The sequence below is a fragment of the Cohnella fermenti genome, from assembly GCF_004801405.1.
Classification (GTDB): Bacteria; Bacillota; Bacilli; order Paenibacillales; family Paenibacillaceae; genus Cohnella; species Cohnella fermenti.
This window is the reverse complement of record NZ_SSOB01000013.1, coordinates 105,344-128,685: the sequence shown is the minus strand read 5'-3', so window position 1 is coordinate 128,685 and position 23,342 is coordinate 105,344. Positions and strand designations below refer to the sequence as shown.

Below are 23,342 nucleotides of genomic sequence, written 5' to 3'. Positions count from 1 at the left end.
GTCATCCCCTACAATAGAAGAGATTGGCATGGCGGCAACAGCCCGTTAAACAGCAACGATCGGAGAGATACGATGAATCCATTCCCGGTTACGCAACTCAAGCAGTTCCGAGACGAGATTACTCGCTTTATGATGCTTTATAAATTCGCGCTTGCCGAGCTTGAGACCAAGGTGGAGATTCTGCAGGAAGAGTTCCAACTGCTTCACGATTACAATCCTATCGAGCATACGAAGTCGCGGCTCAAGTCGCCGGAGAGCATCCTGAACAAGATCCGGAGGAAGAACTGCCCATTCAGCCTGTCGGAGATCCGGAGCAGCATCAAGGATATCGCGGGCCTGCGAATTACTTGCTCGTTCATTGCGGATATATATCGAATTCGCGATATGCTGCTCTCGCAGCGAGACTTGACGCTTATCGAAGAGAAGGATTATATCGAGCGTCCGAAGGGCAACGGCTACCGGAGCCTGCATCTGCTCGTCGACGTTCCGGTGTTCATGTCGGACCGCGAGGAGCAGGTGTGCGTCGAGATTCAGATTCGCACGATTGCGATGGACTTCTGGGCCAGCCTCGAGCACAAAATCTATTATAAATACGACGAGACGGTGCCGAGCCGGCTGACGGAAGAGCTTAAGGAGGCGGCCGAGGCGGCGTTCCAGCTCGACAAGAAGATGGAGCGGCTGCAGAACGAGATCGGCCAGATCAAGTCGGAACGGGAGGACGAGCTTCAGGCGAAGCTGGGACAGCTTCTCGGACAAGCCGGCCCGCTCCAGATTCCGCCCGATCTGCTGAAGCTGTTCGCCGGCAGCGAATAAGGATAGAACGGGCGGAATTGGGCAACACTGGTAGCTTATCGGAATATCGCCATCTCGCGTCGGCGGGGCACCGCGAGGCCGAGAGGGTGAAGGAGGCCGGTGTTGGAAGCTTACGAGAAAATCAAGCAAGGAGAGAGAGGCGCCCTGCTCAGCATCGGGGTGTACATCGTTCTCGCCTGCATGAAGCTGTGGATCGGGTTCGCCTACCATTCGGAAGCGCTCCGTGCGGACGGCCTGAACAATTCGACCGACATCGTTGCGTCCGCGGCGGTGTGGATCGGGCTGCGCATCTCCCGCAAGCCTCCGGACCAGAACCATCGGTACGGCCACTTCCGCGCGGAGACGGTGGCGGCGCTTCTCGCCTCGTTCATCATGCTTGTCGTCGGCTTGCAGGTGCTCTATCAGGCGGTTGCGAACTTCGTGTCGGGAGCGTACACGGAGCCCGACCTGCTCACGGCATGGACCGCGCTGTTCTGCGCGTGCGTCATGCTCGTCGTCTACGTCTACAATTCGCGGCTTGCTCATCGAATCGAGAGCCGGGCGATGCTGGCGACGGCGCAGGACAACCGCTCGGACGCGATGGTCAGCCTCGGGGCGTTCGTCGGCATCATCGGGGCGAAGCTCGGCTTCGCTTGGCTCGATCCGGCCGCCGCACTTGCGGTCGGCTTGTTGATCTGCAAGACGGCGGTCGATATTTTCCGCGATTCGAGCCATGCGCTGACGGACGGCTTCGACGAGAAGGCGCTGCAGCGATTCCGCGAGACGATCGGGAGCACGCCCGGCGTCGCGCGGGTTAAGGACGTGAAGGCGCGCGTTCACGGCAACAATGTGCTGCTCGACGCGACCGTTGAAGTGGCGGCCAGCTTAAACGTGGCGGAGAGCCACGGCATTACGGAAGAGATCGAGCGGCGAATGGGAACGGCGCACGGCGTGAAGCATGTCTTCATCCATATTGAACCGGAGGGAGAAGGAGCCTGACGGCTTCGGGAGCACGAGCGATGGCGAATTATCGGTATGTGACGCAGAAGGTCAACGAGGAGATCCGGGTTCGCGAGGCGCGGCCCGAGGATGCGGCGCGGGTGATGGAGCTGCTCGTCCAGACGGCCGCCTGGCTTCGCAGCATGGGCTCTTCGCAATGGGGCGCGCTGCTCGAAGGGAACGATTACCATCACACGGAGGACGCCGTCCGCAGGGGCGACGTGTTCGTGTTCGAGCGGGAAGAGGAGCTGGCCGGCGTGGTCATGCTGCTGCGGCAGCCGAGCGCGTGGGATCTCGACCTGTGGGGCGGCGAAGGGCACGAGGGAGCGGTGTACGTGCATCGGCTTGCCGTCTCGAGGCTGTACCGCGGCAGGCAGCTTGGCCGGGACATGCTCGCGTGGGTGAGAAGCGGCATTCGCTTCGGCGGGCAGGACCGGATTCGGCTCGACTGCATTGCGGACAACCCCGTTCTGAACGACTTTTATACGCGTATGGGGTTTGCGCACAGGGGAGTGTCGGAGGGCGGCTTCTGCAAGTACGAGCTGCTTCTTCCCGAGCGGACGCCCGATCTGCTATAATGGCGTCATTCGCAGGAATGGCGCGCCATGGAGAGGAGGAGCCGGAATGGAACCGTCCCTGATGGAGGAATGCGAGGGCGCGTGCATCGGCACGGAGCCGAATCTTGACGAGGTCCGCAAGGAGCTGCTGGACGAGGCATCCGTCCTCGAGATGGCCGAATGGTTCAAGGCGCTCGGGGACCCGACGCGGGTAAGGCTGATCGGGGCGCTGCTCGAGCGCGAGCTGTGCGTCCACGACCTGGCGGAGCTGCTGGAGATGGGGCAATCGGCCGTCTCCCACCAGCTCAGGTACCTTCGCAACGTGCGGATGGTCAAGCGGCGCAAGGTCGGCAAGACGGTCTATTATTCGCTCGACGATTCGCATATCGAGCAGATTTTCCACGTGACGCTGCAGCATCTGAAGCACAAGTGAGATCACGGCATTCATCAGGGTATTCGCGAGGCGGGTTCGCCTTTGCGGATGCCCTGGTTTTTTTGTCGGGCGGGGATTCGCGGATCGGGAGCCGAACATACACTATGGGTGGAAAATAGGCGGCGAACGGGAAGGGGATACCGAGGTGGGAATCAAGAACGGGGAGCAATATGCCGCGCGCGTCGACGAGGCGAAGCCGGACGTATGGCTGCGCGGAGAGCGGCTGACGGGGAAGCTGTCGGCGCACCCGGCGTTCGGCGGGCTGATGCGGACGCAGGCCGCCTTGTACGATATGCAGCACGAGGAGAAGCTGCGGGAGCGGATGACGTTCCTGCGGCCGGAGTCGGGAGAACGGACCGGGCTGTCGTACTTGCAGCCTCGAACGAAGCGCGATCTGGCCCGCCGGAGGGAGATGATGCGGCTCTGGGCCGAGCGGCATCACGGGTTCCTGGGGCGCTCGCCCGACTACATGAACACGGCGGTTATGGCCTTCGGCGTGTCTGCCCGCCTGTTCGCCAAGGAATACCCCGAATACGCGGACAACGCCCTGAGCTATTACCGCTATTGCATGGACAACGACATCACGCTGTCCCATGCGTTCATTCAGCCTCCGTCCGCGAGAATATCGTCGTTCCTGCAATCGCTGGAGGTTCCCGCGGCCGCGCACGTCGTCCGGCGCACGGCGGAAGGGATTGTCGTAAGCGGGGCGTTCTATCTGACGACGCAGGGGGCGACGGCGGAGGAGATTCTTGTGTTCCCGGTGCCGCTGCCTCACTTGTCCGCGACGGAGAACCCGTACGCCTTCGTCTTCGCCGTTCCGAACAATCTTGAAGGCATGCGCTTCGTCTGCCGGGACAACTGGGCATCATCCGATTCCGCCGGCGAACACCCCCTCGGCTCCTCGCTGGATGAGATGGACTCTCTGGTTATTTTCGACCAAGTGCTTGTGCCTGCGAATCGCGTCTTCCTGTGCGGAGATCCGTTCATGGTTAACCGCTGGATGGAGCTGAGCCGGTTCCACACGCACGCTTCCCACCAGATTCTGTGCCGAATTCTGGCCAAAACAGAGTTTCTGAGCGGGCTGGCGGACAGTCTGGTCGAGACGATGGGGCTTGGCGCGTATTCGCATGTGGTGGAGAAGTCGGCGGAGCTGATGGCGGCCGCAGAGACGCTGCGGTCGATGCTGCTCGCCTCGGAGGCGACGGCGAAGAAGGATCGGTTCGGCTCGATGCTCCCGAATCCGGACATTCTGTACGCCGCCAATCTGCTCTATCCCCGACTCTATCCGCGGATGGTGGACATTCTCCAATTGATCGGGGCCGGGGGGCTGATCATGCTGCCGACGGAGCGGGACTTCGCGTCGGAGAACGGCCCTGCGCTTGAGACGTACCTGAAGTCGGGCCGGCTCGACGCCCGCAGCAAAACCGCCTTGCTGCGCCTCGCCTGGGAGATCGCAGCCAGCTCGTTCGGCGGACGGCAGACGCTGTACGAACGCTTCTTCTTCGGCGATTCGACGCGGGTGGCGGCGCGGCTGGCGGACCATTATACTCTCAGGCAGGCTCATCGGGAGCGGGTTGGCGAGTTCTTGAGAGGGCTGTCGGGCGAAGAGGGCGAGCGGCCGCCTAATAGCTGCCGATAAAAAAGGCTTGCAACTTGGAACGGAACGCGGCTATAATAGCTTTAATTTTAATTTCAGCTTTAATTTTATAAGCGAATGATAAATTCTATGACGAGAAAGAGTACGTTATCGAGCTGTTCCTCCAGAGAGTCGGGCGAGGTGAGAGCCGACGTTCAGGCGATAACGGAAAGCCATCTCCGAGAAGCGGGCTGAATTCAAGTAGGTTCCGACGCAATTCCAGCGTTAAAGGGAACGCGTATTGATGGATACGCGAGCGGAGCGCCGTCTTGTTTGGATTCGGACGGAACTAGGGTGGTAACACGGGTGCAGACTCGTCCCTTTTTTGGGGACGGGTTTTTTTGTTTTATTTGGGTTGATTAAGGAGGAGACTGGCGATGAACAAAGTAACTTATCCGAGCCTGAGCCTGGAGCTGCAAGAATCGAATCTGAGGGACAGAATGAATCCGGTTGTGCGCGACATTCCGCCGTCCGGCATTCGCAAGTTCTTCGATCTGCTGGACGGCAAGAAGGAGGTCATCTCGCTTGGAGTCGGCGAGCCGGATTTTGCGACGCCGGAGGTGGTGCGGGAGGCGTGCATCCGCGCTCTGGAGCAGGGGAGGACATCGTATACGTCGAACTCGGGCATGCCTGAGCTGCGGGAAGCGATCGCGGATTATTTGAGCGAGGAGTTCTCGGTCGACTACGAGCCGGACAGCGAGATTCTCGTGACGGTCGGAAGCAGCGAGGCGATCGACTTGGCGCTGCGGACGCTGATCTGTCCGGGGGACGAGATCCTGATGCCGGTGCCGTGCTACATCTCCTATTCGCCGATCACGTCGCTCGGGATGGGGAAGGTCGTGCCGGTCGATACGGAGGCGGCGAGCGGCTTCAAGCTGACGGTCGAGGCGCTGCGGGCGAAGGTTACTCCCAGATCGAAGGTGCTTATCCTGTGCTACCCGAACAACCCGACCGGGGCGACGATGACGGCCGAGGATTGGCTGCCTGTCGCGAGCTTCGTCCGGGAGAACGACCTGATCGTCATCGCCGACGAGATCTATGCGGAGCTGACGTATGGGGAGGAGGCCAAGATCAGCTTCGCCTCGCTGCCGGGCATGAAGGAGCGGACGCTGCTCGTCAGCGGGTTCTCCAAGGCGTTCGCGATGACGGGCTGGCGGGTCGGCTACGCTTGCGGCCATCGCGAACTGATCGGCGCCATGCTGAAGATCCACCAATACACGGTCATGTGCGCGCCCATTCTCGGCCAGATCGCCGCGCTCGAGTCGCTGAGGATCGGCCGGGAAGAGAAGGACCGGATGGTCGCATCGTACGACCGGCGCAGAAGGCTGTTCGTCGAGGGGCTGCGCCAGATCGGCCTGCCTTGCCTGGAGCCGCGCGGCGCGTTCTATGCGTTCCCGTCGATCGCGCATACGGGAATGACTTCGGCGCAATTCGCGGAGCGGCTGCTCGCCGAAGCGAACGTCGTTACGGTTCCGGGAGACGTCTTCGGCGCTGGCGGGGAAGGGCACATTCGCTGCACGTACGCCTCCTCGATGAACCAACTAAACGAAGCGCTGGAGCGGATGGGCAACTGGCTGCATCGCCTTCGCGGCTGACGACGGTTAACCAGCAGACGGTTGCCAGGCCGGCACGTTGGCAGGCTAATGCGGGGAAGGGGAGCAACCGGACTGTGCCGGGGAGCGACGCGAATGACGGGAAAACCGACATTTGGAGCACGGGAGTAGCTGGAGGGTGGCGCGAATGACGGGAAAACCGACATTTGGAGCGCGGGAGTAGCTGGTGAGCGGTACGAATGACGGAAAAACCGACATTTGGGGCGCGGGAGTAGCTGGAGGGTGGCGCGAATGACGGAAAAACCGACATTTGGGGCGCGGGAGTAGCTGGGGGGCGGCGCGAATGACGGAAAAACCGACATTTGGAGCGTGAGAGTAGCAGGGGGACGATGCGAATGACGGAAAAACCGACATTTGGGGCGGTATCGGAGGACAGTTGGAGGCATGGAGACGATTGGTGGAGGGACCACTCTGCTGGATAGTCTGCTCTTCGCAGACGAATGCCTGAAAAATCACCATTCAGCTCCCTAACAACTCCTCCCGAGCTGTTGAATGCACAAAAAATCAGCATTCAGGGTCCGGGAGCCACGCCGAAGCACCTGAATGCTCAAAAAATGGCCATTCACGCTGCCGAAGCTCCGAACGAGCAACTGAATGCCTAAAAAACCGGCATTCAGTGCCCATCCGGAGTCCGGAAGCCACGCCGGGGCGCGGATTGCCACAAGAACGGATCGCCACGAGCGCGGCAGATCCAGGTGCCGCGGCGGCAGGCAGCAGCTTAGCGGGCGGAGGCGAGCTCGCGGTCGTGCTCTTCGCACTCGGCGGAGCAGTAGCCGTGCTTCTCTTCCAGGCAGTCCGGGCAGACGATGTGCTGCAGGTGGCACGTGTCGTCCGTGCAGTTGACGTACGTGTCCGCCGGTTCGCCGCAGTGGTGGCAGCGGCCGACGACGATGTCTTCGTCCGTGTGGTTGATCGGCACGGAGATGCGCTCGTCGAAGACGTAGCACTTGCCGTCGAACAGACGGCCCTTCACTTCTTCGTCCTTGCCGTAGGTGACGATGCCGCCTTCGAGCTGGTAGACGTCCTCGAAGCCTTCGTTCATCAGCACGCCGGTCAGCTTCTCGCAGCGGATGCCGCCGGTGCAGTAGGTGAGCACCTTCTTGTCCTTGTGCTCGCCCATGTTCTTGCGCACCCACTCCGGGAATTCCTTAAACGATTCGACGCTCGGCCGAATCGCGCCGCGGAAGTGGCCGAGGTCCCACTCGTAATCGTTGCGGCCGTCGAGGACAATGACGTCGTCGCGCTGCAGGTACTCGTGGAACTCCTTCGGGGACAGGCGCTTGCCGCTGTACACCGTAGGGTCGAGCGGCTTCTCGTAACGAAGCGTCACAAGCTCCGGCTTCAGCCGCACGAACATCTTCTTGAACGCGTGGCCCTCCGCTTCGTCGATCTTGAAGACGATGCCGTCGAAGAGCGGGTTGGCCCTCATGTCCAGCATGTATTGCTCCGTCTGCTCATAGGTGCCGGAGACGGTGCCGTTGATTCCCTCTTCCGCAACGAGAATGCGGCCCTTCAGGCCCAGCGCGTGGCAGTAGGCGCGGTGCTCGTTCGCGAACGCCTCGGCGTCCGGAAGCTTGACATACTTATAGTAGAGCAGAACTCGATATGGGGGTTGATTGATCATCGCATATGATCCTTTCTATATCGAAGATGGTTCAAGAATAAGCGAAGCGGCAGAGAAGTTGTCCTCTCTACCGCCTATAAATCGTGTATGAAGGACCCGCAATCTCGCAAAAAACAACACTTTATAGAATAAAGCAACTTTGGCTGTTTTGTCAAATGGCTGTCATAACGGCGCTTCCCGTTGCGAATATTATTTCCCAGAAGGAAGCGAGAGGAAGGGACTACTCATGACGACTGCCGCGAACGGCAACGCGAACGGAACCGGGTCTTCCGAGGAGCAGGCTCTATACGTAACCGGACGACGGAAGCGCAAGCTGCTGCTCAGCGCGGGCATCAGTTGGCTGTTCGACGCAATGGACGTCGGGATGGTCAGCTTTATCGTTGCGGCGCTTGTCGTCGATTGGAACTTGAGCGCGCGCGAGGTCGGCTGGCTCACGGCGACCAATTCGATCGGGATGGCGGCCGGGGCCGCCGTGGCGGGGGCGCTTGCGGATCGCTACGGACGCAAGGCGGTGCTGCTGTGGACGCTGCTGATCTTCTCCGCTGCCAGCGGCTTGTCCGCGCTCGCTTCCGGCTTCGCGGTGCTGTGCCTGCTGCGGTTCGTCGCCGGCTTCGGCCTCGGAGGCGAGCTTCCGGTCGCGTCGACGCTCGTCTCCGAATCCGTGCCGGCGGCGGACCGCGGGCGATATGTCGTCCTGCTGGAGAGCTTCTGGGCGGTCGGCTGGATCGCATCAGCGCTGATCTCCTACTTCGTCATTCCCGCGCACGGGTGGCGAATCGCGTTCCTGATCGGGGCGATTCCGGCGGTTTACGCGCTGTACCTGCGGCGAACGATCAGCGACTCGCCTCGTTTCGCCTCGCTGCAGCGGGCGAAGCCGAGTCTGTCGGATCGCATCCGCGCCGTCTGGGCCCCTCGCCATCGCCGTGCTACGCTCACTCTGTGGGTGCTCTGGTTCACGGTCGTATTTTCCTATTATGGCATCTTCCTCTGGCTTCCGACGGTTATGGGACGAATGGGCTTCGATCTGGTCAAAAGCTTCGAATACGTGCTGATTATTACGCTGGCGCAACTGCCTGGCTACTTCACCGCGGCCTACTTCATCGAGAAGCTCGGGCGCAAGTTCGTGCTTGTGGCGTATCTGCTGCTGACGGCGGTTAGCGCGCTCGGCTTCGGCCTGTCCCGGACGGAAGCGGCCTTGCTGGTTATGGGAATCTGTCTGTCGTTCTTCAATCTCGGGGCATGGGGAGCGATGTACGCCTACACGCCGGAGAACTATCCGACGTCGATCCGTTCCACCGGAGTCGGCTTGGCCGCATCGTTCGGCCGCATCGGCGGAGTGATCGGTCCTTACCTGGTGGGCGAGCTGGTGGCGAGGGATGTGTCGATGCGGGGGATTTTCTCCATCTTCTTTGTTGCCATTGTCGTCGGGGCGCTTACAGTGTGGTTATGGGGAGAGGAGACGAAGGGGACGGAGCCGGACCTGGGACATAAATCGAACGTTCGCATCCCATACTAACGGGCATGAACGAAGGGGGAACGAACGTGATGAGACCGACAGGGATCGCCTTGCTGGCGCTGTCCGCGCTGCTTGCGACAAGCGGCTTCGCACCGTATCCGCAAACAAATTCCAGGAAGCACTACGAATCCCGGGGCGAGATCGTCTGGGAGGTTCCGATGGATGAGAAGCTGATCGCCCTGACGTTCGACGACGGGCCGGACCCGAAGACGACGGAACGCATTCTCGATCTGCTGGCGAAGTACGAGGCGAAGGCCACCTTCTTCGTCGTCGGCAGGAGGGCGGAGCGGTTCCCCGAGATTGTCAGGAGGGAAGCGCTGGAAGGCCATGAAGTGGCGAACCATACGTACACCCACATGTACTTCAACGGCCGCAATCGCCTGCAGGATATCGCGAGCGAGATGGATCGCACGGGGGAGAAGCTGACGGAGATCTCCGGCCAGCAGCCGCGCTGGTTCCGGCCGCCGGGCGGCTTCTACAACGAGACGGTCATTCGAATGGCGAAGGAGAGAGGGTACACGGTAATCCTCTGGTCCTGGCATCAGGACACGAGGGATTGGGTTGCGCCGGGAGTCGGCCGAATTGTTCGCAAGGTGCTGACGAACGCCCGGAACGGAGACATCGTGCTCATGCACGATCACGTGGAAGGCTCGACGCAGACGGTCGAGGCGCTCGAGCAGATTCTGCCGGAGCTGAGCCGAAGGGGGTATCGGATGGTCACGGTCTCCGAGCTGATGAGACACGGCAAGTCCAACCCCGTTCGGCTGGGGAATCCCCATTAGAGCAGGAGGAATCAGAGCAGGCGGAATCGGGCAAGCTGATCCTCCAGTCCGGCCCGCAGAAGAATCTCCCGCTGCTTCGGACCGATGAGATCGAAGTGAGGGTATTCGTCGCGGTCATGGATGTAACGAGGAGACAAGCCGTTGGCTATGCACCACTCCGCCAAGCGGTTCCGATCGGAGCAGCCGACCTTCGTGACGGTCGTAATGCCGGGCCAGCGAGGGTCCAACCAGAAGTGAGTCAAATAAGCGATCTCGCCGTCTTCGACCCGTCTCTTCCATTCGGCCAATTCCGCACGTTTGATACCGAATGCCAAGCCGCCGCCCCCTCTCCATCCTCAATAATTGCGCCAATGCCGGCAGCCGCCGCCCGAGCTCCACAGCTCGGGCGGTTATTTTTGCGAATCGGTCAGCAGCTTCGCGTACTTCTTCTCGTTCCGCTCCCACAGCAGGCCGGCGACGATGGCCCCTACCGAAGGGAACATGACAAGCCTTCCGAGCAGATAAGTGAAGGAGATGTTGCCGTTGAAGACGACATCGAAGATCGAGAAGAGGACGACGGCCGATACGCCGATCGCCAGGAAGCCGTACCGAAGGACGAATTTCTGCTTGCCCTGTTCTCTGCGGACTTGCCAACGGTTCAAGAATGGTTGCATAAGATCGAGTTCCCGCGCTTTCTATCATTTTTTATAGGTCATTTTCGTTCGTACCCCGACCTTTTATACTATAATACGAAATAAGACGCTATAAAACCATTCCGAACAACAATACAACAATCTTCCCAACCGATCAATCACATAGGCGGTGGACCATGGCACGTCGCGGAATGCTCTGTATACTCTCATTGGGAATTGGCTTGGCTCTTATCCGGGTTCCGACCGGCTTCGCCGAAGAAGCGGAGCTTACTGCGCTGCCGATCGACTCGGAGTCTGCGATTCTGATCGATGCCGACTCGGGCGTTGTCCTGTACGGGAAGAACCCCGAAGTCTCGATGTTCCCGGCAAGCATTGCCAAAATTGTAACCGCAATCATCGCGATCGAGGAAGGAACGTTAACCGACATCGTTACCGTCTCCAAGGAGGCTCGTTATGAGGAGGGGACGCGCGTGTACCTGGCCGAAGGGGAGCAGGTGACGCTCGAGAAGCTCGTTTACGGCCTGATGGTCAACTCCGGCAACGATGCCGCAACGGCCATCGCGGAGCATCTGGACGGCAGCAAGGACGCGTTCGCCGAGCGAATGAACCGGTTCGTGCGGGAGCAGGTCGGCGTGCGGCATACGACGTTCACGAACCCGTCCGGCTTGCCCGATCCGAATATGGTGACGACCGCCGAGGATATGGCGCTGATCGCCCGCTACGCGATGGGCAATGAGACGTTCCGCAAGGTCGTCTCGACGCAGACGCTGCCGTGGAACGGCGAGGAGTGGCAGACCGAGCTGATCAACCACAACCGGATGCTCTGGGATTACGAAGGGGCGACCGGAGTGAAGAACGGCTATACGACCGCCGCGGGCAATACGCTCGTGACGTCGGCGACAAGAGACGGCGTCGATCTGATCGCCGTCGTGCTCAAAGCTTCGGGCAGCAAGCAAGCCTACGCGGATACGACGAAGCTGCTCGATTACGGCTTCGGGGCGTTCTATTCCAAGACATTCCTCCAGACGGGGGAGACGTTCGTGCGCGAAGACGACGAAGCGATCGTCGAGTGGAAGGCGGAGCGGGCGGTTGCCGCGCTTGTGCCCAGCGGGTCGGACCCCGCCTTCGAAGTGAACGCAAGCGGCGAAGTGCTGATCGAATCGCCGTACGGCGGGCAGGTGGCCGGCCGCCTGGTTGAGGCGAGCCGCTCGGAGAAGGCCGATCCGGAGCAGGTCGCGGTGCCCGCGGGAGAAGCGGAGGCGACGGCCAGCATGAAGGAGAGCGGGAGGGGCGGCGAGGTATCCGGCCTCGTGGCGGCTTCCGTCGGCCTTCTTATGACGGCGGGCTGGATACGCAAGCGCAGAGTCAGACGCCGCCGTCAGAGCGGCGGGTACGGCGGATATCGGGAGGATCGATGGGATTGAAGGGATTAAAGGGATTGAGAGGACGACTGATCTTTGTCGTCGGCCCGGCCGGAGCGGGGAAGACGACGATCGCGAAGGAGCTGGCGAAGCGGCTAAGGGCGGCGCTGCTCGATATGGATATGTTCGCAAGGCCGGCGTCGGAGCGGATTATGACGCTGGCGGGGCTCGATCCCGAGGACCGGGACTCCGACGAATACAAGAAGCTGTGCCGGGACTTGGGCTACCGGATGACGATGAACGCGGCGCTCGATCAGCTTGAGCTCGGCCTCGATGCGATCGTCGTCGGCCCGTTCACGAAGGAGACCGAGAGCGCAGAGTGGCTGGAAGCCGAGCTGAGCCGCCTCGGGGAACGGAGGAGCGAGGTCGAGGTCAAGGCGATCTATGTCATCTTGCACGACCTGGAGCTGTATCGGCGCCGGATCGAAGGCCGGGGGCTGGCGGCGGACGAGTGGAAGCTGAGGAATTGGGACAGCTTCAGCCGTTCGCTCGCCGTTCGGCAGATCAAGTGGAAGCTGCCGGACGATTCCGTGCTGTATTGGGACAACGCAGATGAGCTTGACGGGGAGCGGCTGAGCCGGCTCCTGGAATTTGTGGGGAATAGACACGGTTCGCCTCCGCAGACCGACAGCATGTGACGCCGAAGGAGCGCTACAATGGACTCATCCTATCGAATGAGAAGGTGAGCTCATGGCGAAGTCGAAGCGCGGCAGGGCGATCTGGAATGTGCCCTCTCACGGGCGGGGGACATGCCCGGTGTGCAAGGCGACCCGCATCAAGCTGCTCTATCCGCGCACGAAGTCGGACGGCAAGTCGATCAAGGTGTGCAAGCGCTGCTCGGTGGCCCCGGTATCGAGGCTGGACGAGGCTGTCGCGGAGATCAAGTCGGCATCGGAGAGCAAGCTGGTCTTGTCCTAGCGATTGAAGGCGAAGGCGAAGGCGAAGGCGGCGTCGGGGAGACAATCCTTGGCGTCGCCGTTTTGCCGTTCGGACACTTCGGATGAACGCGGGGGCAAGCTTGCTTGTTTTCCTTTTGCTAGGGTATAATTTTATCGCCATCTGATAAATAAGGAGCATGAATATGGGAAAAGCATTGATCTTCGGACATAAGAATCCTGACACGGACACCATCTGCTCTGCCATCGCGTATGCCGATCTGAAGACGAAGCTCGGCCAGGACGTCGAAGCCGTTCGCCTGGGCAACGTCGGCGCCGAGACGCAGTTCGCGCTTGACACGTTCCAAGCGGCTGCTCCTCGCCTTGTCGAGACGGTAGCGAACGAAGTCAAGGAAGTTATTCTCGTCGACCATAACGAACGCCAACAGAGCGTCAGCGACATCGATCAAGTTCGCGTTGTCGAAGTAATCGACCATCACCGCATCGCGAACTTCGAGACGAGCGGGCCGCTGTACTACCGCGCGGAGCCGGTCGGCTGCACGGCGACGATTCTGAAGAAGCTGTACAAGGAGAACGGCGTCGAGATCTCCAAGGACATCGCGGGCCTCATGCTCTCCGCCATCATCTCGGATTCCCTGCTGTTCAAGTCGCCGACCTGCACGCCGGAAGACGTTGCCGCCGCGCGCGAGCTGGCTGTGATCGCCGGCGTCGACGCGGACGCATACGGCCTCGACATGCTGAAGGCCGGCGCGAATCTGGCCGACAAGTCGATCGACGAGCTCGTCTCCCTCGATGCGAAGGAATTCTCGATGGGCAGCGCCAAGGTCGAGATCGCGCAGGTGAACGCGGTCGACGTGAACGACGTTCTGGGCCGCCAAGCCGAGCTGGAGGACAAGCTGAACGGCATTATCGCCGCGAAGGGCCTGGACCTGTTCCTGTTCGTCGTCACGGACATCCTGAACAACGATTCCGTCGGCATCGCGCTCGGCAAGTCCGCCGCTGTCGTGGAGCAAGCTTACGGTGTCAAGCTTGACGCCAATAGGGCGATTCTGAAGGGAGTCGTGTCCCGCAAGTCGCAGATCGTTCCGATTCTGACGGACACGTTCGGCAAGCAATAAGGTTATTAGAAAATAATTGAATTTATTCCTGTATTGGGTGCTTGGTCGCAAGTGCCATCCGGTATTTCAAAAAGGGGGCCTTATCCCTGCCGTTCAGGCTTCGCCCTGGATTTTCCAATAATTAGGATACTGATTCGAGGGGATAAGGCACCCACTTGCGAAAAGGGCAGGGCCCCCACACAGGGCAGAGCTGCGATACATACTGGGGTGGGGTATCCCAGTCGCTCCACCCGCGTATCGAGTCTCCTCCGCTTATCATCATTTTTTGCGGGGAAGTCGGGGGTAGAAGATTAGCTGTTACGAACGGTAATTCTGGAACGTATACTAGGGAGGTATGGCCACATGTCCGTTTACGATTATTCCGTTAAGACGATTCGAGGGACGGAGACGACGCTCGAGCAGTATGCCGGCAAGGTGCTGCTTATCGTGAACACCGCCAGCAAGTGCGGGCTGACTCCCCAATACGAAGGCTTGCAGGCGCTGTACGAGACGTACAAGGACCGCGGGCTTGTTATCCTCGGCTTCCCGAGCAATCAGTTCAAGGAGCAGGAGCCCGAGAGCAACGAGAAGATCGAAGCGTTCTGCACGCTCAACTACGGCGTTACGTTCCCGCTCTTCGAGAAGCTCGAGGTCATCGGCGACGACGCGCATCCGCTGTTCAAGTACTTGACGAGCCGCGGGCCTGCCGATCAATTCGACATCAAGTGGAACTTCACGAAGTTTATCGTCGATCGCGAGGGCAATGTCGTCGAGCGCATCGATCCGATGGTGGCGCCGGCCGAGTTCGAAGAGAAGCTGGCCGCGCTGCTGTAACAAGCGGCGTTAGATGTGGTTTGCGCATACGCATAAGCGTCGCGAATTTGCCCCCTCACGGGGGCTTTTTTGCGGTTCGTTGGGCTTCCGGATTGGGCTGTCGGAAAAGAGACAAGCGAGTCGAGTTGCCATCAAGCGAGTGAAGCCGCCGGGATATACGGCTCCAGCTCACGCTTGAGGCTGTCCGTGATGCCGACGAGAGGCAGCCGCGTTCGCTCGCAGGAGATCGCTCCGCTGCGGGCGAGCAGCCACTTGAGCGGCGCCGGATTCGGTTCGCGGAAGAGGAGCCGGATGCAGGCCTGCAGCTCCTCGAACCGGGCGGCGCCCTCCGCAGCGCGGCCTTCCCGGAACAGGCGCAGCACGTCGAGGAACCGGGCGGTGTGCGCGTTCGCCGAAGCGAGAAAACCGCCCGCCGCGCCTGCGAGCAGCATCTCCGGGAGGAGGGCGTCTTCCCCGCACAGGACCGGCTTGCGGTTCCCTCGCCGAAGCAATTCGCGGAGCAGCGTTAGATCGCCCGAGCTGTCCTTCATGCCGATGACCCCGTCCATCGACAGAATCGCGAGGGCGGCTTCCGGCGTCAGCCGCACGCCGGTTCGCGCGGGAATCTCGTACGCGACGACAGGCAGCCCGGTCGCGGCCGCTTGGCGGAAGTGCTCGACGATGCCCTCCTGAGAAGGGCGGCTGTAATAGGGAACGACGACAAGCGCGCCGTCCGCCCCGAAGCGCATCGCCTCCTCCGTCCGGCGGACGGTGGCGCGCGTGTCGTTCGTCCCCGTGCCGACAAGAATCGGCAGCTCGCGCTCGCCGACAATCTCCCGCGTCGCCTCGATGAGCAGGCGCACCTCCTCCCAGGAGACGGTAGGCGACTCGCCGGTCGTGCCGTTCACCACAAGTCCTTGAATGCCCTCTTCCGCGAGCCGTCCGATGTAACGGCGATAAGAGGCGATGTCCAGTTCGCCGTCCGGTCCGAACGGAGCGACGACCGGAACGTAAAGACCGCCAAGCGGCCGTTCGTTCAGCAGGTTGCTCATCTTGCCATCATCCTTCCATCCACGTGGTTTCGTTTCCCTCCTTTAGCGTATCATTTTCCAAGTGTGCATGGGTCGAATCTTCTCGATGGGGCCATCGACGGAACCGATGCCCGCTTCCCATCCCAGCCTCTCAGTCCCGCGCCCCCATGTAAAGCAGCCGCGCGACGTACCCCGGCTCGTAACGAGGCGTCACCATATGATCGCCCGAGCCCTTGATGAGCCGATACAGGCCGAGCCGCGCGGACATCGCGGGGTGGAAGCTGTATTCGTCCGTCTGCGGGAACACGTTGTCCTCCGTCAGATAGACGTAGCTGCGCGGCGTCGGGAGCGAGTAGAACTTCTTCAGGTCCAGCTTCTCGTACAGAGGGCCGGCGGGCTCGGGAGGCGTCAGCGAATACAGCCAATCGACCTGATCCTTGCTGCCCAGATTGGCGAACGACTCGCGGAACAACGGGTAGGGAAGCGCGATCGTATCGTCGGGGGAAGCGGCTCTAAGCTTCGCGAAGGCAGCCTGGGCCGCGGGAGGAAGCTGTTCGGCAACGCTCTGTCCGTCGGGCAGCACGAACGCGTTCAGGAACACGAGCCGCCTGATTCGCTCCGGAAGCTGCTCGGCGACTTTCTGAATGATCGTGCCCCCGAAGCTGTGGCCGACGAGGACGATGTCGCTTAGCCGCTGCTCGAGGATGTAACGGACGACGGACTTCACGATCATGTCGTGGGTCGCTTGCCGATTCGGGTCCGAGTCGTGGCCGGCATAAGGTGGCGCATGGACGGTGTGCCTCATCTGGCGCAGCTCTGCGGAGACGCCGTCCCAGAACGAGGTGTCGGCCCAGGCACCGTGGATAAGAACGAACGTGAGCGACTGAACGGAACGATAGGGAGGATGCATCGCGGGAATCACTCCTTTTCCGCTGTTCTATGGGTACTCTATGCCCGCAAGAATCGCGTCATACCGACGAACGGCGCGGGTTCGCTGCGGATGGACGACCTTCGACAAACTCTCCCGAGATCCGCTCCGAGCGTTTGACAAGCTTCTCGACAGGCGGCATGTACAATCGAACAAGCGGAGCCGCTCCAACTCCGATTCTCGCTCCGACTTCAGCCGAGCAGGTGAGTGTCGTTCATGATTCGATTGCGCCCTTATTTAACTGCATTAATTATTCTCTTCGCAATTAGCGAGCTCATCGGCAATGCCTCGGGGCACACGGCGAGTGCGGCGAATGCTGCGAATGCGGCGACCTCCCGGATTCAATACCGCTGGAGCTCCATCCCGCAGCCGCAGGCGTTCCCGAGTGTCTATACGGAAGTGGACGGCGTGCTTACCTTCCGCGGCTCGGCCGAGCGCAGCGCTCCCGCTTATGGAACCGTAGAGATGAAGACGTTCACACCGCTCAAGGCATGGAGCTTGACGACGAAGACGAGCTCCTGGGGAGGGGGCGCGGGGTGGACCGGTCAACCGGCCATCGTGCGCTGGGAGCCGGATGTGCTGCAAGCGATGAATGTGCAAGATAAGTTCAAGAAGCTGAAGGACTTCACTGAGGTTATCTACGCGTCGCTCGACGGGTACGTGTACTTCCTGGAGCTTAAGACGGGCGAGAAGACGAGGGAGCCGCTGAAGATCGGCAACCCGATCAAGGGGAGCGTCTCGGTCGATTCCCGGGGCTATCCGCTGCTCTATGTGGGCGAGGGCATTCCCGAGAAGGGGACGATCGGGTTCGGGCTGTACAGCCTGATCGACCAGAAGCGGCTTTACTATATGAAGGGGATCGATTCGTTCGCGAAGCGGGGCTGGGGGGCCTTCGACAGCTCGGCGCTGTTTAACCGCTTCGACGATACGCTGCTCGTAGGCGGCGAGAACGGCATGTTCTACAACGTGAAGCTGAACACGGCGTTCGATGCGGCGAAGAAGACGCTGACGATCAAGCCGGAGGTGAGCAAGTACCGCTATTCGATCGCGGGCAACTCGTATCAAGGCATCGAGAACTCGGTCGCGGTGTACGGGCATTACGCCTACTTCGCCGACAACGGCGGCAGCCTGCAGGCGATCAATCTGATGACGAACACGCCGATCTGGTCGCTTCCGTCCGTCGACGATACCGATGCGACGATCGTGATCGAGACGGAGAACGGCGTGCCGTATCTGTACACGGGAACGGAGGTCGACAAGCAGGGGAGCAAGGGCTACGCGGTGCTTCGCAAGATCAACGGCTTGACGGGGGACGTCGTGTGGAAGAAGCAGTACGCTTGCTACACGCAGCTTGGGGATCATCCGGTGAACGGGGGGCTGCTGGCGACGCCGGTGCTCGGGAAGCAGGCGATCGCGGATCGGGTCGTCTTCACGCTGGCGAGGTACGGGAGCTTCGGCGCGGGTCTGATGGTTGCGCTGGACAAGAAGACAGGGGACGAGCTCTGGTCGTGGAAAATGCAAAGGTACGCCTGGTCGTCGCCGGTCGATGTGTACGATAGCAAGGGGAATGCGAGCCTGCTTCAGGCGGATTCCGCGGGCAATGTGTTCGTCGTATCCGCCATGACCGGTCAGGTGAAGGGCAAGGCAAGCCTCGGTGCGAACGTCGAAGCGTCGCCCGCCGTGTTCGACGATTATGCGGTCGTCGCTTCTCGCGGGGGGAAGATCTTCGGCTTGAAGCTGGAATAACGGGAGAGCGGGTCAGCGGAGAGCCGAGCAGCGGGAGCGGAACGCCGGCGGTTGAAGCCGCAGCCCCGGCCGGGCGTTAGCCTTGCCGTGTCCCGCCTCCGCCGGCGTCAGTCGTGCCGCAGCAGCTCTTGCAGCTCCTCCTCGGTCAAGGCGGCGAGCGATTCGCCCGCGCCCGGCTCGAGCACCTCGTCGATCAGGTCCAGCTTGCGCCGCTGAAGCTCGGTCATTCGTTCCTCGATCGTGCCCCTGGCGACCATTCGGATTACCTGAACGACCTTCCGCTGGCCGATCCGGTGGGCGCGGTCCGCCGCTTGCGCCTCGACGGCCGGGTTCCACCAGAGGTCGTACAGGATGACGGTGTCGGCGCCCGTCAGGTTGAGGCCGGTTCCTCCGGCCTTCAAGGAGACGAGGAACAGGCTGAGCTCGCCGGCATTGAACCGTTCGCTCATCTCGACGCGATCCGCGGGCGGCGTCTCGCCGTCCAGCCGGAAGTAGGGGAGGCCGCGGTAGACGAGCTCCTTCCCGATCAAGTCGAGCATCGTCGTGAATTGCGAGAACACGAGAATCCGGCGGCCGGAGGCAAGTCCCTCGTCGATAAGCTCAAGCAATTGCTCAAGCTTGGCGGAGCCGCCCTTGTAGCCTTCGACGAACAGCGCCGGGTGGCAGATGAGCTGGCGCAAGCGGGTCAGGCCCGCCAGAATTCGAATCCGATTCGGTCGGTGATCCTTGTCCTTCAGATGCTTGACCGCTTCGGCGCGAAGCTCCGCAAGATAGGCGACATACAGCTTCTTCTGCTCCGGCAGCAGCTCGGACAGGCGATCGCTCTCGAGCTTGTCCGGCAGGTCGCGCAGGACATCGTTCTTCCGCCGGCGCAGCAGGAAGGGACGGATTCGCCGCGACACCTCGCCCGGCGGGAGCTCGAAGAACCGGTTCTTGTCGCCGAACAGCTCGGGGAACACCGCATCGCAGATCGACCACAGCTCGGCGAGACGATTCTCGATCGGCGTTCCGGTAAGGGCGAACCTTCGCGGCGCCGCGAGGCTCTTGACCGCCTTCGCGGTCTGCGTCGCTTCGTTCTTGACGTTCTGCGCCTCGTCGAGGAGCAGCGTGTGGAACGCAAGCGGGCGAAGGCGGCGGATGTCCTTGCGCAGCAGCGGGTAGGACGTGATCAGCACGTCGGGCGCCGCTTCGGCAGCCGCTCTGCGCTCTACGCTGCGCCAGACGGCCGTGCGATCCGCTTCGGCGCCGTCGACGACCGCGGCGCGAACCTCCGGCGCGAAGCGGCGCAGCTCGCTGAGCCAGTTGTAGACGAGGGAGGCCGGGCAGACGATCAGGGCGGGCTGCGCGGATGCGCGGATGCCGGGCAGCTCCGAGACGAGATACGCGATGCTCTGGAGCGTCTTGCCGAGCCCCATCTCGTCGGCCAGAATGCCTCCGAAGCGGTAATGGGCGAGCGTCTTCATCCACTGGTAGCCATACTTCTGGTAATCCCGCAGAATCGGGGAGAGGGACTCCGGCACCTCGTGGTCGAGGTGGTCGGGGTTCCTCATGTTCTCGAGCAGCTTGCGCACGGACTTGGCGAAGCGGACGGCGTCGCTCTTCTCCCGGTCGAGCGCGCCTGTGAGCAGCAGGGCGCGGGAGAGAGGGACGCGCGCACGCGAATTGTACCATTCGTTCTTCCGGATGGCCGCCTCGTCGAGCAGCCGCATGACCTCCAAGAAGGAAGGGCTCTCGAGCGAGAGCAGCGTCCCTTCGGGCAGCCGGTAATACTTGCGCTTCTCCTGGAGCGCCTTCACGATCTCCTTCAGCTCCGAGTCGCGAATGCCGTCCAGGTCGAAGCGGAATTCGAGCCAATCCATCCGTTCCTCCGTCTGGACGGTCACGACGACGGGGGAAGGGCCGGAATGAAGGCGCAGCTTCACGGCGGTCGTCGCGTACACTTGCGCCAGCTTCTCCAGCTCCGGAAGCTTATGGTACAGGAACTCGTATTCCGCGTCCTCGTCCGCCATGACATAACCGCCTTCGGTCTTGTAGAAGCCGCCGGCGTTCATGATGCGAAGAATCGCCTGCTCCTTCTCGCCCTCCCGGATCAGGATGCGATCGGAACGATGCCGACGTTCGTCCGCTTCCAGCGGGTGGACGACGATATCGCCGTAATGGAATTCGAGGCCGGCCAGCAGGCGGTCCCGCACGCGGTCGAGGAACAGCTTCGCCCGCAGCGGTCGTCGCGTCAGCTTCTCGGAGAGAACCGGATCGATGACGACCGTTCCGAGGCGCATCAATCCGGGCGCGGCGTGCTCGACGAAGGCGCCGATGCGGGCGGCGGAGATCGGCAGCCGTTCGCCGCTGCCGGCGCTGCCGCTGCCGTGCTCGTCGCCGAGCAGCTTCTTCAGTTCGGCAAGCTGCCGGCATTCGGCAGCGGGAATCCGGCACAGCTCCCCGTCCGCGATGGCGAGGCCGTACGCCTTGAGCACGAGCAGGCGGTCGAGACCGGCAGCCCGCAGCGCATACTCGCCGTCCTCCGCTTCGCCGAGCTCGAAGCGCAGCGGGACGGGGCGGTCCGAGACGGCGAGCTTGCCTTCCCCGGAATGCTCGGTCGCCAGGCGGGCATGCTCGGCGGCGGCCAGCAGCGGCTGCAGCGACTCCCAATAGACGGGAGGGATCGGCAGCGTGCGCTCGCTGCTGCCGGACTTCACGCGAGTCTGGATGACCGGAGCGGCGGCCAGCGCCGTTCGTTCATGGGAGGAGATCCGGGCGAGCAGGCGCACGATCTCGTCGTCGCGCGGAGACAGCGCATGGCGAGCCGGGTCGAACTCGGCTCCCCGCGCGAAGGCATACCGTTCCCCGCGCTCGCAGCGCTTCAGGAACTCGCGGATGTCGGCAACGGGATGGCGCTTCCCGCTGCCGACGTTCAGTTCCACGCCGATCAGCCATTCCGGCTCGGGAATGCCATACGGAAGCGGCCGGCAGACGTACTCGATCTCGAGCAGGGGGCGTTCCTCGCCGTAGGAGGCCGCCCGAGCGCCGAGCGTCGGCGCTTCGGGCAGGAAGAGACTCAGCAGCTTCTCGTCGAGCGGTTTCCCCTGGGCCGGGCGGGGGACGGCTGCGGAGGCGGCGTTCTTCTCTTCCTGCGGCTGCGGAACCGTCCCCGACTTGGTCAGCTCGACAATCGCCAGAAGAACGGCGGCGATATGCGAGCAGAGCTGGGAATAGGAGGCGAGCGAGGGGCATGTGCAGCTTGCGTTCACATCGGGAACGCGGCCTTGCCCGGACAGCTCGACAACGACATCGTAACGCTGGCTCGATTGGACCGTCGCGCTGTAGGCAAGCTTGGTCTCGTCGCCGACGTCCGGCTGCTCCACCCGATGCAAGATCACCTGTCCGCCCTGCAGGGCGGCTTGCCCCCGTTCATAGGAGAAGCGGCCGCACAACTGCTTCACTTCCCGGCTCGTCAATGCCATGATACGTTCCCCATTCCTTCCCGCACGCCCACCCGAATGAATGTTCGCTGTTTGTCGTTATCCCTATCCTAGCATATTTTCTTTTCTTTTTCTTGCCCTTGGTACCCTCGCAGCCCCCTTGCGGACAGGCAAGCCCGGGGCGGGTTTGACATCGGTTCTCCGGGAGGATTAGACTAACGCTATCAACCATTTGTATTATCGGTTAATAACGAGAGCGGAGGAGAGATCGACGATGAGCGAGTGGAACCGATCCCGCCGGGCCAAGAACGGCAAGTTCCTGAACGAGATTCCGGCGATGAATAAATTAACCGCCAGAGACGTCTTCTCGCTGCTGCGGGAGATGATGTCCTCACGAACCCTCCGGAAGCCGGCACGGCCGCTTCCCGTTGTTCCGCTCGGGCAGGAAGCGCTGCGGGACGGGCAAGACAAGGTCGTATGGTTCGGCCATTCAGCCGGCCTGCTGCAACTGGACGGCAAGACGATCCTGATCGACCCGATGCTCGGCCGCAGCCCGTCGCCGATTCCGTTCGGGCGCAACCGGCGCTATAGCGTCGGGCTTCCGATCTCCATCGACGAGCTGCCGCGCGTCGACATTGTTGTCCTCTCCCACGACCATTACGACCATCTGGACTCGGGCTCCATACGGAAGCTGATCCCGAAGACGGACCTGTTCCTCGTTCCGCTCGGCGTCGGCAAGCGGCTGAGGAAGAGAGGGGCGGCTGCGGATGCCGTCATCGAGATGGACTGGGGCGACGAACGCGAGGCGAAGGGCATCCGATTCGCCTGCGCGCCGGCGAGACACTTCTCGGGGCGCGGCCTGTTCGATCGGGACTCCACGCTCTGGTGCTCGTGGATCATCAAGACGGAGAGCAGAAGTCTCTTCTACAGCGGAGACGGCGGCTACGGCCCGCACTTCAAGAGAATCGGCGAGCAGCACGGCCCGTTCGACCTGGCTATTATGGAATGCGGGCAGTACGACGAGCGCTGGCATGGCGTTCATATGCTTCCCGAGGAGACCGTTCAGGCATTCCTGGACGTGAAGGGGGAGGAGCTTCTGCCCGTTCACTGGGGAGGCTTCACCTTGGCGCTTCATGCCTGGAACGACCCTGCCGCGCGGGTATCCGCCGAAGCGGAGAAGCGGGGAGTGACGATCCGTATCCCGCGAATCGGGGAAGTGGTCTACCTGGGGCGGGGAGCGGAAGAGCCTCATCCGGATTCGCCGTGGTGGAAGAGCCAGACGAACCGGCCCCTTAATAACGGCAACGTTGTTCAGTTCGGCTGACTTGCGCCGAGCGCAGCTTGGCACGGACGGAGGTATCCCGTCAATCCGGTTAAAGACGAAGACCCCGCGAGGGGTCATCTATT

21 protein-coding genes and 1 other annotated feature are annotated in these 23,342 nt (G+C 61.8%); of the genes, 15 read left to right on the top strand and 6 right to left on the bottom strand.

Going from position 1 to position 23,342, the window contains the following annotated elements:
- Positions 1–72: 72 nt before the first annotated feature.
- The 6 genes from E6C55_RS12265 to E6C55_RS12240 all read left to right on the top strand — a co-directional run bounded on the left by E6C55_RS12265 (position 73) and on the right by E6C55_RS12240 (position 6,012).
- Complete coding sequence (locus tag E6C55_RS12265; RefSeq protein WP_136370083.1) at positions 73–813, top strand: GTP pyrophosphokinase; 741 nt, start codon at positions 73–75, stop codon at positions 811–813.
- A gap of 102 nt (positions 814–915) precedes the next feature.
- A complete protein-coding gene (locus tag E6C55_RS12260; protein ID WP_136370082.1) occupies positions 916–1,791 on the top strand; it encodes a cation diffusion facilitator family transporter in 876 nt (291 codons plus the stop codon).
- A gap of 20 nt (positions 1,792–1,811) precedes the next feature.
- Positions 1,812–2,369 (top strand): GNAT family N-acetyltransferase, encoded by a 558-nt coding sequence (locus E6C55_RS12255; RefSeq protein WP_136370081.1) that lies wholly within the window; start codon positions 1,812–1,814, stop codon positions 2,367–2,369.
- 46 nt (positions 2,370–2,415) lie between these two features.
- Positions 2,416–2,781 (top strand): ArsR/SmtB family transcription factor, encoded by a 366-nt coding sequence (locus tag E6C55_RS12250; RefSeq protein WP_136370080.1) that lies wholly within the window; start codon positions 2,416–2,418, stop codon positions 2,779–2,781.
- A gap of 145 nt (positions 2,782–2,926) precedes the next feature.
- Positions 2,927–4,420 (top strand): 4-hydroxyphenylacetate 3-hydroxylase family protein, encoded by a 1,494-nt coding sequence (locus tag E6C55_RS12245; protein ID WP_136370079.1) that lies wholly within the window; start codon positions 2,927–2,929, stop codon positions 4,418–4,420.
- 78 nt (positions 4,421–4,498) lie between these two features.
- Positions 4,499–4,742, top strand: a binding site (T-box leader).
- 115 nt (positions 4,743–4,857) lie between these two features.
- Positions 4,858–6,012 carry an aminotransferase class I/II-fold pyridoxal phosphate-dependent enzyme gene (locus tag E6C55_RS12240; RefSeq protein WP_330999624.1) on the top strand — a complete coding sequence of 385 codons (1,155 nt, stop codon included), beginning with the start codon at positions 4,858–4,860 and terminating at the stop codon, positions 6,010–6,012.
- Positions 6,013–6,748: 736 nt separating this feature from the next.
- Here E6C55_RS12240 and trhO read toward each other — a convergent pair.
- Positions 6,749–7,654 carry an oxygen-dependent tRNA uridine(34) hydroxylase TrhO gene (gene trhO / locus E6C55_RS12235; protein ID WP_211093570.1) on the bottom strand — a complete coding sequence of 302 codons (906 nt, stop codon included), beginning with the start codon at positions 7,652–7,654 and terminating at the stop codon, positions 6,749–6,751.
- Positions 7,655–7,880: 226 nt separating this feature from the next.
- Here trhO and E6C55_RS12230 point away from each other — a divergent pair, with 226 nt between their 5' ends.
- Positions 7,881–9,170 carry an MFS transporter gene (locus E6C55_RS12230; RefSeq protein WP_136370077.1) on the top strand — a complete coding sequence of 430 codons (1,290 nt, stop codon included), beginning with the start codon at positions 7,881–7,883 and terminating at the stop codon, positions 9,168–9,170.
- A 29-nt stretch (positions 9,171–9,199) separates the two neighbouring features.
- A complete protein-coding gene (locus E6C55_RS12225) occupies positions 9,200–9,952 on the top strand; it encodes a polysaccharide deacetylase family protein (protein WP_136370136.1) in 753 nt (250 codons plus the stop codon).
- An 11-nt stretch (positions 9,953–9,963) separates the two neighbouring features.
- On the opposite strand, the gene E6C55_RS12220 is transcribed toward E6C55_RS12225, so the two are convergent.
- Both E6C55_RS12220 and E6C55_RS12215 read right to left on the bottom strand, forming a co-directional pair.
- On the bottom strand, positions 9,964–10,266 hold the full coding sequence (locus E6C55_RS12220) for a hypothetical protein (protein ID WP_136370076.1): 303 nt from the start codon (positions 10,264–10,266) through the stop codon (positions 9,964–9,966).
- Positions 10,267–10,341: 75 nt separating this feature from the next.
- Positions 10,342–10,605, bottom strand: a complete 264-nt coding sequence (locus E6C55_RS12215; protein WP_136370075.1) for a hypothetical protein — start codon at positions 10,603–10,605, stop codon at positions 10,342–10,344.
- 155 nt (positions 10,606–10,760) lie between these two features.
- On the opposite strand from E6C55_RS12215, the gene E6C55_RS12210 reads away from it, so the two are divergent.
- The 5 genes from E6C55_RS12210 to E6C55_RS12190 all read left to right on the top strand — a co-directional run bounded on the left by E6C55_RS12210 (position 10,761) and on the right by E6C55_RS12190 (position 14,832).
- Entirely contained in the window at positions 10,761–12,008 is a 1,248-nt protein-coding gene (locus E6C55_RS12210) for a D-alanyl-D-alanine carboxypeptidase family protein (protein ID WP_230986663.1), read from the top strand.
- A complete protein-coding gene (locus tag E6C55_RS12205) occupies positions 12,005–12,643 on the top strand; it encodes an AAA family ATPase (RefSeq protein ID WP_230986662.1) in 639 nt (212 codons plus the stop codon). Before E6C55_RS12210 ends, E6C55_RS12205 begins: the two co-directional genes overlap by 4 nt.
- A gap of 52 nt (positions 12,644–12,695) precedes the next feature.
- Positions 12,696–12,923, top strand: a complete 228-nt coding sequence (locus tag E6C55_RS12200) for a hypothetical protein (RefSeq protein WP_136370073.1) — start codon at positions 12,696–12,698, stop codon at positions 12,921–12,923.
- 163 nt (positions 12,924–13,086) lie between these two features.
- Positions 13,087–14,019 (top strand): manganese-dependent inorganic pyrophosphatase, encoded by a 933-nt coding sequence (locus E6C55_RS12195; RefSeq protein ID WP_136370072.1) that lies wholly within the window; start codon positions 13,087–13,089, stop codon positions 14,017–14,019.
- A 342-nt stretch (positions 14,020–14,361) separates the two neighbouring features.
- Positions 14,362–14,832, top strand: coding sequence for a glutathione peroxidase (locus tag E6C55_RS12190; RefSeq protein WP_136370071.1), 471 nt, complete (start codon positions 14,362–14,364; stop codon positions 14,830–14,832).
- A 131-nt stretch (positions 14,833–14,963) separates the two neighbouring features.
- Here E6C55_RS12190 and dapA read toward each other — a convergent pair whose 3' ends face one another.
- Both dapA and E6C55_RS12180 read right to left on the bottom strand, forming a co-directional pair.
- Positions 14,964–15,863 (bottom strand): 4-hydroxy-tetrahydrodipicolinate synthase, encoded by a 900-nt coding sequence (gene dapA, locus E6C55_RS12185; RefSeq protein ID WP_330999623.1) that lies wholly within the window; start codon positions 15,861–15,863, stop codon positions 14,964–14,966.
- A gap of 130 nt (positions 15,864–15,993) precedes the next feature.
- Complete coding sequence (locus E6C55_RS12180; RefSeq protein ID WP_136370070.1) at positions 15,994–16,752, bottom strand: alpha/beta fold hydrolase; 759 nt, start codon at positions 16,750–16,752, stop codon at positions 15,994–15,996.
- Positions 16,753–16,986: 234 nt separating this feature from the next.
- Here E6C55_RS12180 and E6C55_RS12175 point away from each other — a divergent pair, with 234 nt between their 5' ends.
- The gene (locus tag E6C55_RS12175) at positions 16,987–18,516 is read left to right on the top strand and encodes an outer membrane protein assembly factor BamB family protein (RefSeq protein WP_136370069.1); all 1,530 of its coding nucleotides are present in this window, start codon (positions 16,987–16,989) and stop codon (positions 18,514–18,516) included.
- Between the two features lie 107 nt (positions 18,517–18,623).
- Here the strand turns inward: E6C55_RS12175 and E6C55_RS12170 are convergent, their stop codons facing one another.
- Positions 18,624–21,977 (bottom strand): DEAD/DEAH box helicase, encoded by a 3,354-nt coding sequence (locus tag E6C55_RS12170; RefSeq protein WP_136370068.1) that lies wholly within the window; start codon positions 21,975–21,977, stop codon positions 18,624–18,626.
- A 232-nt stretch (positions 21,978–22,209) separates the two neighbouring features.
- Here E6C55_RS12170 and E6C55_RS12165 point away from each other — a divergent pair, with 232 nt between their 5' ends.
- Positions 22,210–23,259: an MBL fold metallo-hydrolase gene (locus E6C55_RS12165; RefSeq protein WP_136370067.1), complete on the top strand. Its 1,050-nt coding sequence runs from the start codon at positions 22,210–22,212 to the stop codon at positions 23,257–23,259.
- Positions 23,260–23,342: the final 83 nt, after the last annotated feature.